This is a genomic window from Ruegeria sp. J8, from assembly GCF_056531925.1.
Genome location: NZ_JBQFMR010000001.1, coordinates 108,690 through 120,783 on the forward strand (window position 1 = coordinate 108,690; position 12,094 = coordinate 120,783).

The 12,094-nt window shown below is 58.4% G+C and carries 13 protein-coding genes; 5 read left to right on the top strand and 8 right to left on the bottom strand.

What is annotated here, in order from left to right:
• Window positions 1–3 precede the first annotated feature (3 nt).
• A complete protein-coding gene (locus ACR0L1_RS00500) occupies window positions 4–612 on the bottom strand; it encodes a tetratricopeptide repeat protein (protein ID WP_170784438.1) in 609 nt (202 codons plus the stop codon).
• Window positions 613–643: 31 nt separating this feature from the next.
• Between ACR0L1_RS00500 and ACR0L1_RS00505 the strand changes: the two genes are divergently transcribed.
• From ACR0L1_RS00505 to ACR0L1_RS00515, 3 genes are all read left to right on the top strand, one after another.
• The gene (locus tag ACR0L1_RS00505; protein ID WP_170769445.1) at window positions 644–934 is read left to right on the top strand and encodes an SCP2 sterol-binding domain-containing protein; all 291 of its coding nucleotides are present in this window, start codon (window positions 644–646) and stop codon (window positions 932–934) included.
• Entirely contained in the window at window positions 934–1,899 is a 966-nt protein-coding gene (locus ACR0L1_RS00510; protein WP_480856589.1) for an alpha/beta fold hydrolase, read from the top strand. The genes ACR0L1_RS00505 and ACR0L1_RS00510 overlap by 1 nt, the downstream gene beginning before the upstream one ends.
• Before the next feature lie 67 nt (window positions 1,900–1,966).
• The gene (locus tag ACR0L1_RS00515) at window positions 1,967–3,787 is read left to right on the top strand and encodes a M3 family oligoendopeptidase (RefSeq protein ID WP_480856591.1); all 1,821 of its coding nucleotides are present in this window, start codon (window positions 1,967–1,969) and stop codon (window positions 3,785–3,787) included.
• On the opposite strand, the gene ACR0L1_RS00520 is transcribed toward ACR0L1_RS00515, so the two are convergent.
• From ACR0L1_RS00520 to ACR0L1_RS00540, 5 genes are all read right to left on the bottom strand, one after another.
• Entirely contained in the window at window positions 3,788–4,663 is an 876-nt protein-coding gene (locus ACR0L1_RS00520) for a DMT family transporter (protein ID WP_480503008.1), read from the bottom strand.
• A 15-nt stretch (window positions 4,664–4,678) separates the two neighbouring features.
• Window positions 4,679–4,948, bottom strand: a complete 270-nt coding sequence (locus ACR0L1_RS00525; protein ID WP_480856593.1) for a DksA/TraR family C4-type zinc finger protein — start codon at window positions 4,946–4,948, stop codon at window positions 4,679–4,681.
• Window positions 4,949–5,005: 57 nt separating this feature from the next.
• Window positions 5,006–5,980, bottom strand: a complete 975-nt coding sequence (locus ACR0L1_RS00530) for a Gfo/Idh/MocA family protein (RefSeq protein WP_480856595.1) — start codon at window positions 5,978–5,980, stop codon at window positions 5,006–5,008.
• Window positions 5,981–6,179: 199 nt separating this feature from the next.
• Window positions 6,180–7,076, bottom strand: a complete 897-nt coding sequence (rpoH, locus tag ACR0L1_RS00535; protein ID WP_170750687.1) for an RNA polymerase sigma factor RpoH — start codon at window positions 7,074–7,076, stop codon at window positions 6,180–6,182.
• Between the two features lie 146 nt (window positions 7,077–7,222).
• Window positions 7,223–8,257 (bottom strand): RluA family pseudouridine synthase, encoded by a 1,035-nt coding sequence (locus ACR0L1_RS00540; protein WP_480856597.1) that lies wholly within the window; start codon window positions 8,255–8,257, stop codon window positions 7,223–7,225.
• On the opposite strand from ACR0L1_RS00540, the gene ACR0L1_RS00545 reads away from it, so the two are divergent.
• Window positions 8,256–8,558 carry a DUF6476 family protein gene (locus tag ACR0L1_RS00545; protein ID WP_170769438.1) on the top strand — a complete coding sequence of 101 codons (303 nt, stop codon included), beginning with the start codon at window positions 8,256–8,258 and terminating at the stop codon, window positions 8,556–8,558. The two genes, ACR0L1_RS00540 and ACR0L1_RS00545, sit on opposite strands and share 2 nt — an antisense overlap.
• A 2-nt stretch (window positions 8,559–8,560) precedes the next feature.
• On the opposite strand, the gene ACR0L1_RS00550 is transcribed toward ACR0L1_RS00545, so the two are convergent.
• A complete protein-coding gene (locus ACR0L1_RS00550; RefSeq protein ID WP_480856599.1) occupies window positions 8,561–10,033 on the bottom strand; it encodes a hypothetical protein in 1,473 nt (490 codons plus the stop codon).
• A 180-nt stretch (window positions 10,034–10,213) separates the two neighbouring features.
• Between ACR0L1_RS00550 and ACR0L1_RS00555 the strand changes: the two genes are divergently transcribed.
• Complete coding sequence (locus ACR0L1_RS00555) at window positions 10,214–11,101, top strand: haloalkane dehalogenase (RefSeq protein WP_480856601.1); 888 nt, start codon at window positions 10,214–10,216, stop codon at window positions 11,099–11,101.
• On the opposite strand, the gene ACR0L1_RS00560 is transcribed toward ACR0L1_RS00555, so the two are convergent.
• Window positions 11,098–12,087, bottom strand: coding sequence for a hypothetical protein (locus ACR0L1_RS00560; RefSeq protein WP_480856603.1), 990 nt, complete (start codon window positions 12,085–12,087; stop codon window positions 11,098–11,100). The genes ACR0L1_RS00555 and ACR0L1_RS00560 overlap by 4 nt on opposite strands.
• Window positions 12,088–12,094: the final 7 nt, after the last annotated feature.

The window sequence follows — 12,094 nt, forward strand, 5'->3', positions numbered from 1 at the left end:
CCCTTAGAGGGCCGAGCCCTCGACCTGAGGCTTCAGTCGATTCACCGCATTGGTTACTTCTTCATGATGGGGATGTATAGCCAATGCGCGCTCATAGGCTTGCAGCGCCTTATCGGGCTGACCCACGATTTCAAAGATCAATCCCAATCCGTAGATCGCCTCGTAATTGTTGGGGTTCAGCGACAGGGCATATTCCAGATCCGCCGCCGCCATGCCAAAGCGTTCGATCCCGAAAAAGGCCGACGCCCGCACATGCCATCCTTCGGCGAAGTCCGGGGCGTGATCAGTCAACGCTGTTAGATGTTCGATGGCGGCCTTGGTATCGCCATCCTCCAGCGCCTCGCGTCCTCGTTCCAACAACAGGTCTGCCGAAGCCGACCCTGACAGGGACCAAAGCGACTTGAGTTGACGATCGATGCCAATCGCTTGATCAGGTGTTGATTGCGCCAATTGCTGCAATAGCTCGGCTTCATCCCGCGAGTCGGCCTGCTGTGCAAGACAAGGGATGGAAAACGTGACTAGGAGCGCGGTTGCCGCGACGATACCTTTGAGATTGATGCTTGCAATGCTCATAACAACGTTCAGTGTAGCGTAGCGCAGTGGGATGTCCATTCCCTGCGCTCAAATCAAAGTGAGGAGAACCATGAGCGACACTCTGGAAAAAGCCGCAGCGGCGCTGAACGAAAAACTGGCCGACAGCGGCTTTGGCGCATCCGCCAAGTTCGCCATCGAAGGCCTGGGTGCAATCGTATTGGACGGCAGCGGCGCGCGCGTCAGCGACGAAGAGGCCGACGTCACCATGAGCGCGGATGTCGACACGTTCGAACAAATCCTCAGTGGTGAGTTGAACCCGACTGGTGCTTTCATGTCCGGCAAGCTGACCGTCGATGGTGACATGGGTGTCGCCATGCAACTGGCATCGGCGCTAGCCTGATGAACGCGTCACCGGCCCCCTTGTTCGAAGACGTGGCCGGTGCCCCAGCCGGCGGACAGGCCCACTGGTTGAACACCACGGATAATGTCCGCATTCGGGTGGCCCATTGGCAACCTGAAACCAACAGCAGCGGCACGGTGTTCATGTTCCCTGGCCGCACGGAATATATCGAAAAATACGGCGATACCGCGAGCGAATTTGTCGGTCGTGGCTTTGCATTCCTGACAATCGACTGGCGAGGTCAGGGGCTTGCGGATCGGTTGCTAGATGACCCACGAGTCGGTCATGTCGATACGATACCGGATTATCAGAATGACGTTCAGGCCGCGCTGAACCTTGCTATTGAGCTGGACCTGCCAAAGCCATGGCACCTCATCGGGCATTCGATGGGCGGCGCCATAGGGCTGCGGGCCGTGATCGAAAGCGATCACTTCGCTACATGTGCCTTTACCGGGCCGATGTGGGGGATTTTCTTTACTCCGCTGATGAAACCGCTCAGCCGGTTGACCGCCTATTGGGGGCCTCGGTTGGGGTTGGGGGAAAAGACTCCACCGACCACATCGCTAGAAAGCTATGTGCTGTCGCAACCGTTCGAAGGCAACGTGCTGACCCGCGATCCGGCGATGTACAAGATGATGCAAGATCAACTGAACGCGCACCCCGAGCTAACGCTGGGCGCGCCCTCCACCATCTGGCTGCGCGAGGCGCTGGACGAATGCGCGTGGCTGATGGACCAACCCGCGCCCAAGACCCCCTGCCTGACTTTCCTGGGAACCCATGAACAAATCGTGGACCGCAAGGCCATCCGCGCCCGCATGGCCAACTGGCCCAGCGGCACGCTGGTGGAAATCCCCGACGGCGAACACGAGGTTTTGATGGAAGCGCCTGAGGTCCGAGGCCCCGTTTTCGACCAGTTGGCGGCGCATTTCATGGCTGCTGAACGCGAACCCGCCCTGTCTGACTAACACCCCGCTTGTGATCCCTGCCCGGCGCGCCTAGATGTTGGCGAAAGCTATTATTTCGAGGTGATCCATGCGCGACTTTCCCTTCCCCGTCCGTGACGCAAATGCAGTCGGCGGGTCCGACAATCTTGGCAACCTGCCGGAATGGGACCTGACGGATCTGTACAGCTCGGAAGAGGCGCCGGAACTGTCGCGCGATCTGGACTGGCTTGAAGGCGAATGTGCGTCCTTTGCTGCAGACTACGAGGGCAAGCTGGCGGATCTAGATGCCGATGGACTGCTGCAATGCGTCCTGCGCAACGAAAAGATCAACGCAATTGCCGGGCGGATCATGTCCTTCGCCGGTCTGCGCTATTACCAGCTGACCACCGATGCGGACCGCGCCAAATTCCTGTCGGATATGCAGGAAAAGATCACCATCTTCACCACGCCGCTGGTCTTCTTCACGCTCGAGATCAATCGTATCGACGATGACGCGCTGAAAGCCCGGTTCGACGCCAACGCGGATCTGGGCCGGTACGAACCCGTCTTCCGCCGCATTCGCGCGATGAAGCCCTATCAACTGTCTGATGAGTTGGAGAAGTTTCTGCACGATCTGGGCGTTGTTGGCGATGCATGGGAACGTCTGTTTGACGAAACCATCGCCGGTCTGACCTTTGACATCGAAGGCGAAGAACTGAACATCGAAGGCACCCTGAACCTGCTGACCGAGCAGGACCGGACCAAACGCGAAACCGCTGCTCGGGAATTGGCGCGGGTGTTTCAGGACAACGTCAAAACCTTTGCCCGCGTTCACAACACACAGGCCAAAGAGAAAGAGATTGTTGATCGTTGGCGGAATATGCCAACCGCTCAAACCGGTCGCCACCTGTCAAACGACGTGGAACCCGAAGTGGTTGAGGCTCTGCGCGAAGCCGTGGTCGCCGCCTATCCCAAGCTGAGCCACCGCTATTACGAGCTCAAGCGCAAATGGCTGGGGCTGGACGTGATGCAGGTCTGGGACCGCAACGCGCCCTTGCCGATGGAAGACACACGCATCGTCGGCTGGGACGAGGCCGAAAAGACCGTAATGGATGCCTATAACGCGTTTGACCCACGCATGGGCGAAATCGCCGCCCCCTTCTTCAGCAAGGGCTGGATTGATGCGGCCGTGAAGCCGGGCAAAGCACCGGGTGCATTTGCGCATCCGACCGTCACCGACGTGCACCCCTATGTGATGCTCAACTATCTGGGCAAACCGCGCGACGTGATGACCTTGGCGCACGAGCTGGGTCATGGCGTCCACCAAGTACTGGCCGCCGGTCAGGGCGAGATGCTGTCCTCTACCCCTCTGACGCTGGCCGAAACGGCCTCGGTCTTTGGTGAGATGCTGACCTTCCGCAAGATGCTGGATCAGGCCGAAACCCCCGAACAGCGCAAAGTGCTGCTGGCCGGTAAGGTCGAGGACATGATCAACACGGTCGTCCGCCAGATCGCGTTCTATGATTTCGAATGCAAACTCCACGCCGCCCGACGCGAAGGTGAGCTAACGCCCGACGACATCAACGCCCTGTGGATGAGCGTTCAGGCCGAAAGCCTTGGCCCCGCGTTCGAATTCATGGAGGGGTATGAGACCTTCTGGGCCTATATCCCGCACTTCGTCCACTCGCCCTTCTACGTCTACGCCTACGCGTTTGGCGACGGCTTGGTGAACGCCCTCTATTCCGTCTACGCAAGCGGGTCCGATGGGTTCGAGGACAAGTATTTCGACATGCTGCGCGCCGGTGGTTCGATGCACCACAAGGAATTGCTGGCCCCGTTCGGGCTGGACGCCAGCGATCCCAAGTTCTGGGACAAGGGCCTGTCGATGATCTCGGGCTTTATCGACGAATTGGAAGCGATGGAGGGCTGATCATTTCTGGTTTTTGGTGGTCAAAAACACGGCCGCCACGATCAGCACACCCCCAAGGGCTGCAATCGGCGTGATTGCGGCCCCCAGAAACAGCGCCGAATTGACAAAGGTGAACACGACCGAGGCCGCAAACATCAAGGTTGCGGTCAATGTCGAAACCCGCGCAGCAGCCTCGTACCACAGGTAATAGGCGCAGGCGGTCGGCAGCACGCCCAGCAAGATCAGGAACACCACGTCATTGGCCGACGGAACCTGCATCGAAAACGCGGCCAGCGGCAGCAGAAGTGCCCCGGAACACAAGAAGATGCCGAACAGGAAATTCAGCCGCTCTCCGGTCGATTTCGAATTGCGCATAGCCCGACTGCTTGAGATCAGAAAGACCGCCCAGCTTAGCCCGGCTCCGATTTCAAGAATATCCCCGAATAAGGGCTCTCCGCCTCCTTGAAAATCCCTGAAAACGGTCAGAAAAACGCCCAGAATGGCCAAAACTGTGGCCAGAACATCGGTTCGCGTAACCGGTGTATCCGCAAAGAAATAAAGGAAAACCAGCACGAAAAAGGGTGCCGTGTTCTCCAAAACCATCGCATTGGCCGCGCCGGTATGTTCAAGCCCGATGTGGAACAGGATATAGTTCACGACGGTCGACAATACGGCAAGACGGAAATTCCAGTCACCCAACCGGACTGAGACGGACACCCGCATCAGACGCAACATGCAATAAATCGCCAACGCCGCGATGAACAGGCGCGAGACCGCGATTTGCAACCCGCCCAGATCGCTGGTCAGATAGCGCACGATGACGCTATGCGTACCCCACAAGAACGCAGCCAGGAACCCAAGAACCAATCCATTCTGCAACAGGGGCTGTTTTGGCATGGGCACAGGCATGGGTTATTTCAACTGACTGTCCTTGGACCCGCGTCGATTGATCCCGGACCGCGCTTTGAACGCGCCATCCCTATCCTGCTGGCAATCCAGACAGAGTTTCACCCCCGGCAGGGCAAGTCTGCGCTTCTCGGGGATCGGCTCTTTGCATTCTGCGCAATGGGTCAGGCTTTCGCCCTGAGGGCGCTTTTGCGCCTGCATCCGGGCCAGTTCGTCGGATATCGACGCCTCGATCTGTTCACTCACCGCGCCATCACGCGCCCAGCCGCCTGCCATTGTCGTCTCCTGTTCAGGTGACGACCAGATTAGGCTGCCGGACCCGCGTGTGGCAAGTCAGAGTGAGACCGCCACCTCAAACGCCTGGTCAATCATCGCCTGCGTCCCGCGCGAGAACTCCAACGGGCACGGATAGGTCGCCCCTTCCCGTACGGATCGACCGAAGGCTTCGACCTGCAATATGTACTGATCGTCACCGGGAAAGCGTGTGATCTGCACTTCCAGCCCCGGACGATGCAACTCGACCTGCGCCACGTCAAAAACCCGCGCATTGAACGGCGCGGTCAAACGGATTACACCGCCTTCGCCGTGGAACTCCATCGCCTGATGCGGGTGCATCCGGGTCGACACATAGGTCGAATAGGTAAATCCGGGGAAGCGCGCATTAATCTCGGTGAACACGTCCACGTCGTTTTCCCATCGGATCGTCGAGCGGACCTCGACCGGCTCTTCCCCAGTGACAAACCGAGCGCTACCGATCGTGTAAACGCCGATATCGCGCAACCCGCCGCCGCCAGTTTCGGGGCGGTTTCGGATGTTGCCAGTGTCGGCACGATTGTCATAGGTGAAAACACCGGTCGCATGGATAAGTTTGCCAATGGCCCCATCCGCGATTAGCTTTTTGGCGAACTGCCACTGCGGGTGATGCACGATCATATAGGCCTCGGCAGCCAACAGTCCTGTCTCATCCCGCTTGGCGATCAGCGCATCGAACTCGGACGCCTGCATGGTCATGGGTTTCTCGCACAACACGTGCTTACCGGCATCCAAGGCCTTTAGCGACCACTCTACATGCAGGTGATTGGGCAGCGGGACATAAACCGCATCGATCTGCGGATCGGCCAGCAGCGCATCATAGCTGTCATAAACGGTCAGATCGGGGCAAAAAGCCTGAAACGGTTCGGCCTTGGCCGGGCTTGACGTTGCCAATCCGGCCAGCCGCGCGCCTTCCGCCGCGTGAATAGCCGGAGCCATAAACCGACGCGCAAAATTCGCGGCGCCCAGAACGCCCCATTGAACCGGGTTTTGCATAAGTCCCTCCCAAATTTCAGTATGACCGTTATCGCTAACGGTCCAATCTCGGTTCTTTTAGCAACGTCTAGGCGCGAAGTCAGGCATTTTTGGCCATTTCTGACGTCAACACATCACTTATCAGAGAGCGAGACCTTAAACGGTATTGGACGCAAAAAAGCCCGCCGTCTCAGGCGGGCTTTGGTTCGCAGCGGCCGGATTACATCTGGCCCAGCATCCCTTTCTCGCGCGCAAGGTCGCGCATTTTCTTTTGCAGCTTTTCGAAGGCTCGCACCTCGATCTGACGGATGCGCTCGCGGCTGACGTTATACTGCGTGCTCAACTCTTCCAGCGTCACAGGCTGATCCATCAGGCGGCGCTGAGTCAGAATGTCCTTTTCACGGTCATTCAAAACCTCCAACGCGGCGGCCAGCAATTCGCGGCGTGCGTCCAACTCGTCGCGCGCCTCATAGTCGCCTGCCTGATCGGCATCTTCATCCTCAAGCCAGTCCTGCCACTGCATGGTGCCTTCGCCTTCGGACCCAACGGTCGCGTTCAACGAGGCATCACCACCAGACATCCGGCGGTTCATGCTGATGACTTCCTCTTCGGTCACGCCAAGATCGTTGGCGATCTGCGCCACGTTTTCAGGGCGCAAATCACCCTCTTCCAACGCGCCGATACGCGCCTTGGCCTTGCGCAGGTTGAAAAACAGCTTTTTCTGCGCCGAGGTCGTTCCCAGCTTCACCAGCGACCAGGACCGCAGGATATATTCCTGGATCGAGGCACGAATCCACCACATCGCATAGGTCGCCAGACGGAACCCTTTTTCCGGGTCGAACCGTTTGACCGCCTGCATCAGGCCTACATTGGCCTCGGAAATCACCTCGGCCTGCGGCAGACCGTAGCCGCGATAACCCATCGCGATCTTAGCCGCCAGGCGCAGATGCGACGTAACCATTTTATGAGCCGATTCAGTGTCTTGCTCTTCGACCCAGCGCTTGGCCAGCATGTATTCCTCTTCCGGCTCCAGCAACGGAAACTTGCGGATTTCCTGCATATAGCGGTTCAGGCCACCCTCGGGCGTCGGCGCGGGGAGATTTGCGTAATTTGCCATAATTCATGTCCCTCCGACAAATGTTTAAGTTGTTAACATAGGATATGGGAGGTCGTCCCGATTCATTCAAGAGGCAGCGCTAACAGAGTGGTGTTAACCAACGATAAAGAAAAGATAAGAACGCGTTACTCACGAGTGTGCGCATATTATGACAACGGCGCGCGCAGCTTATCAATCAGTTTCTCCATGTCTTCCGGCAAATTAGCCTCAAACCGCAAAATATCGCCAGTGACGGGGTGCTCGAACCCCAGAACCGCGGCGTGCAAAGCCTGTCGCGGGAAGGCGCGCACCGCTTCGGCGGTATCAGTACTGAACGCTTTGGCCGCGAGCTTGCGTTTGCCGCCATAGACGGGATCGCCCACCAAACCGTGTCCCGCATGGGCCATATGCACGCGAATCTGGTGCGTTCTGCCCGTTTCCAGCCAGCATTCGATCAAGGCCAATCCCGCCGGGTCGCCAAATGTCTCAACCACCCGCGCCCGCGTCACGGCATGACGCCCGCCATGGAAAAGAACCGCTTGTCTCTGTCGGTCGGTCTTGTGACGGGCCAATTGCGTGGTCAGGCGCATGATGTTGCCGGGCTCAAAACTGACACCCTTCACACCGCGCAAACGGGGATCGTTGGCGTCGGGAACACCGTAGCACACAGCACGATAATAGCGCTCGACCGTGTGGGCCTCGAATTGGGCGGCCAGGCCGTGATGCGCGGCATCTGATTTAGCGACGACCAGCAAGCCGCTGGTTTCCTTGTCAATTCGATGCACGACACCCGGACGCTTTACGCCACCCACGCCCGACAGGTCATCTCCGCAATGATGCAGCAGAGCATTCACCAGCGTTCCATTGGGCGAGCCTGGTGCGGGATGCACTACCATGCCTGCGGGTTTGTTGATGACGATCAAATCGGCGTCCTCGAACACCACCTCCAGCGGGATATCCTCGGGGCCGATATGGCTGTCTTCGGCCACGGCCACCGCAATCGTGACAGATGTGCCCTCGGCCACTTTTGCCTTGGGATCGCTGGCCACGGTTCCGTTGATCCACACGGCACCTTCTTCGATCAATCGGGCAAGACGCGTACGAGACAGGTTTTCCTCGGGTGGCACATCCCGCGAAAGCGCCTTATCAAGGCGTGGCGGCGGATCTGCCGCGATCTGAAATTCAATCTGGCGAGTGCCCATGACTGTCCCTTCCGAACCGCAAGAACCGCAGGAAACGCCTCAGCTTCGATTGCTGCGGCGGATGGTCATGCTGCTGACCGCGGTGATGATTGGCGGCGTTCTAGTGACATTCGCGCTGATTGTCATCCGGCTATCGGACAGAACCCCCACCCTGCCCGATCAGATCGAGTTGCCAAACGGCGCCAAGGCGCAGGCGGTCACCATCGGGAACAACTGGTACGCCGTGGTCACGGACGACAACCGCATCCTGATATTCGACAAGACAACCGGACGGCAACGGCAAGAGATCGTAGTGGAGTAGCCCTAGATCGCGGTCAGCGACTCAACGCTCAACCGCAGTAGGGTCGAGCCAACCGCTGCATCGGTTTGCTTCAACGTTGCGACATCCAGAACGGTATGGCCCAAGGTCAGAAACGTCGCCTCTTTCGTAGCGATAAGTTGCATGGCGCGCTTCGCTTCTGCGTCGATGCCTGGCGAGGCCAGAAGCAACGACAGCAGCAACAGCCCGCGGTCCACATCATCGCCCGTATCAAACAACAGCACTTCATCGGCCATCGCAATCCTCTCGCGGCGGCCATAGATACTGACATCTCCCGCGATCCGCCTGATCCGGTCCAGCGCGGCCTCCACCCCATCAATTTCCTGCGCCGCCTGCCGCAGTTTCGGTCCGCGCAAAGAGTTCGCCAGATACGCCCCCGGCGCCTGAATCGACACATCCCGATAGCAATACCGCGCCTTTCCAAAGACCGAGAGATCATCCGAAGCCGCAAGCTCGGTCAACAGGCTGCGCACCTCGTCTGCGCCTTTCAGCGTGTCAAAGCGCCTCAATTGTTCGGTTGTCGCCCGGCTAGGGACGAAGCTCACGCCTTGGTGGCGAAGTGTTCGGAACGGCGGCAGCTCAATCCCGAAAAACGCCCTGCAATCCGCATTGAAGCGATCCAATTGCTCTGACGGAATCGTACTTGGCCTGCCGTCTAGCACCAAGGTTCCGTACATGGTGATAAACCTGTCGGCATAGGGCACGCGTCGGTCGAACTCGGCCAGAGGGTCGGCGGCATCCGGGCCGTTCGTGAGCCTCTGCCACCCCGCATGGTCAAAATACTCCGGCTTTCCGTTGCACCAGAACCGCTGGCCGTCCTTTTGCAACAACGTCGTGTAGTGGCCCGGAGAGCCGACCATAAAAGCATCCATCAGCGAAATACCGTGCAGGATTGTGGCCAGCGACGTTGTCAGCGTAGCCTCATCCGCGCAAACGGTGACACCCATAGGCCGGTGCTTTTTATGGCCCATCAGACGCGACATAGCATGCAAACCGTCGATTGTATTGTAGATGTAAAGCGGCAATTGATCTCGTTCGAGCACCGGAAAGATGTCCAGCGAGGGGGTCAACAACCCGTCCGAGCGGCGGCGGGTCACGTGCCGCCAAAGCTGTGCCTTGATGCGATCAACAGGTTCTACCCCCAGCCGGTCCCTTTCATCCTGAAGGTTCAGCAGCCCCACACGATCTGCCGTGCCCATGGGGAAGTCATGGGTGAAGTGGCGGTCGATATACTCCAGCATCTCATGGGTGACCTGGCTGTTTGGCGCGAGATCCCGCCCCGTCGGGTCCACTCGGGACAGTATCTGATCGCGGATATGCCACAGCCGGTCGCTCATCAGATTGGCCAGGATCAGTACGATCAGCAAATCGGGATCGGTCGCCGCATCCATCAAACCGGGATGTGCCGCGCGCGAAAGCAGTTCAATCCGGGCTGAGGGCTTAGGGATATCGACCACGGGCTGCTCCTTCCTGTTTGCGGCCCCGACCAGAAGGGCAAATGAATGCTACAATCGGAAGACCATGCCGCCCAGCGCCTTTAGCGACTAACGCGATTGTTTATCCTACTGCCGAAAAGGACTGCTATGGTCACGCATCCGCAGCGCCTTACATGCGCGCACCTCAGAAAGGCCCCTTCAATGCATTCCGAAAAGCCGATCTCAGCCGAATTTCCGTTCGACTCCAAATATGTCGAAGTCAACGGCCAGAAAATTCACTATGTGGATGAGGGCGAAGGCGCACCAGTTCTGTTTCTGCACGGCAACCCGACCTCATCCTATCTGTGGCGCAATATCATCCCCTATGCTGCCAAGGGCCATCGCGCCATTGCGATGGATTTGATCGGTATGGGCAAATCGGACAAACCCGACATCCCCTATCGGTTTGTCGATCACGTCCCCTTTGTCGACGGGTTCATCAAGGCGCTAGGTCTGACGAATGTAATACTGGTCATCCACGACTGGGGTTCGGCCCTTGGGTTTCACTATGCAAGCCGACATCCCGAAAACATCCGCGGCATCGCGTTTATGGAAGGGATCATTCGCCCGATGACATGGGTCGCATTCCCCTCTGATTTCCGCGCCGGATTCAAGATGATGCGTACACCGGGACTGGGATGGGCGCTGATCTCGGGTCTGAACATGTTTGTCGAAAAAATCCTGCCCAGCGCCATTGTCCGCGACCTGACCCAGCAAGAGATGGACGCCTACCGCGCGCCCTACCCAACCGCGCGCAGCCGCCAACCAGTGCGGGTATGGCCCCGCGAGATACCGATTGATGGCGCTCCCTTGGACATGCACCAGATCGTCAGTGCCTATAGTCAATGGATGGGTGAGACCGAAATACCCATGTTGCTGTTTTATGCCAGCCCTGGTGGTACGATCCGGGAAGATGGCGTCGCGTGGTGCCGCGAGACCATCCAGAACTTGCAGACCGTCGATATCGGGCCGGGCATTCATTTCATACAGGAAGACAACCCGCACCTAATCGGTGACAAGCTGGCTGACTGGCTGGTAACTTTACCCTAAGGCTGCGCCTCCAGCGCCAACCGGAACACGATTTCGGATGCCTTCCTTAGCGCCTCATATTCCTGCGGCGTGTCTCGGCGAAATGCCTGTTCCTGCGCGCTCAACTCGACCTGCGAAAACAGGCTGTGCCGATCAGGGAAGAATTCCCGCTGAAAGGACAAGTCTTGGCCAGCCATGTATTCATCCAACCACGCGCGCTCGTCCGGTTCCAGCACATCGTTGCGGCGCACCATGACTGGATAATCCAGTGTGGTCCGCCGCAACTGACGGCTTTTCCTGCGCCCCATTGCGCGGGTCACGATACCAAAGGCTTCGCTCGCGGCACGTGACTGGGACGGATTGGCAGGTTGCTGGCCCATCAGGTCATCCGCGACCGGAGTCCCGACCCGCGTCAAAAAATCGGCCACCACATGGCCATTCGTCATCTCAGCCCGATCATATAGCATCGGCACCACGGTGACACCGGGAAAAGCGGTGCGAATGTCGGCAACTTTGGCGGCGAAACTATACTGCGCCGGATTGGCCTCGATCTGCGCAAGCTGCGCCTTGATATAGCCCGAACCCGCATTCACCAAACGACCGTTCTTGGCGCGCTGCTTGTAGTCGGCCTCGAAGAAATCGGAATAGCGGCGGCAATAGAAGGTGATCCGTAGCTGCCGTGCTGGGATTTCCGCGAATACTTGTGCCAAACGCGCCAAATCGACCGAATAGAACATTTCGGAGGACACGAGGCAGGTCCGATCCGCATGATCGTCGAATTCGCTGGTCATGGCTGCGCGGAACGGGTCCATGGGCTCATTGGTCTGGTTGATGTGAAAGGCGATGATGTTGTGGCTCATCACCAGTCGGGTTTTACCCTCCAACCGCCTGCGCCCGGCCTCCATATAGTGCAGACCCGCATCCGCCAGAGCCGAAGAATTGTCGCGCAAAAACCCCTGCAAAGCGGTCGTGCCGGTTTTGGGCATGCCCAGATGTAGCCACAGCATCAGAGCA

Bases quoted from the DNA above. Each gene is read 5' to 3' on its own strand.
- ACR0L1_RS00510 (WP_480856589.1), top strand. From the start codon at position 934: ATGAACGCGTCACCGGCCCCCTTGTTCGAAGACGTGGCCGGTGCCCCA.
- ACR0L1_RS00505 (WP_170769445.1), top strand. From the start codon at position 644: ATGAGCGACACTCTGGAAAAAGCCGCAGCGGCGCTGAACGAAAAACTG.
- rpoH (WP_170750687.1), bottom strand. From the start codon at position 7,076: ATGGCAAATTACGCAAATCTCCCCGCGCCGACGCCCGAGGGTGGCCTG.
- ACR0L1_RS00540 (WP_480856597.1), bottom strand. From the start codon at position 8,257: ATGGGCACTCGCCAGATTGAATTTCAGATCGCGGCAGATCCGCCGCCA.
- ACR0L1_RS00530 (WP_480856595.1), bottom strand. From the start codon at position 5,980: ATGCAAAACCCGGTTCAATGGGGCGTTCTGGGCGCCGCGAATTTTGCG.
- ACR0L1_RS00560 (WP_480856603.1), bottom strand. From the start codon at position 12,087: ATGCTGTGGCTACATCTGGGCATGCCCAAAACCGGCACGACCGCTTTG.
- ACR0L1_RS00555 (WP_480856601.1), top strand. From the start codon at position 10,214: ATGCATTCCGAAAAGCCGATCTCAGCCGAATTTCCGTTCGACTCCAAA.
- ACR0L1_RS00515 (WP_480856591.1), top strand. From the start codon at position 1,967: ATGCGCGACTTTCCCTTCCCCGTCCGTGACGCAAATGCAGTCGGCGGG.
- ACR0L1_RS00520 (WP_480503008.1), bottom strand. From the start codon at position 4,663: ATGCCAAAACAGCCCCTGTTGCAGAATGGATTGGTTCTTGGGTTCCTG.
- ACR0L1_RS00545 (WP_170769438.1), top strand. From the start codon at position 8,256: ATGACTGTCCCTTCCGAACCGCAAGAACCGCAGGAAACGCCTCAGCTT.
- ACR0L1_RS00500 (WP_170784438.1), bottom strand. From the start codon at position 612: ATGGACATCCCACTGCGCTACGCTACACTGAACGTTGTTATGAGCATT.
- ACR0L1_RS00525 (WP_480856593.1), bottom strand. From the start codon at position 4,948: ATGGCAGGCGGCTGGGCGCGTGATGGCGCGGTGAGTGAACAGATCGAG.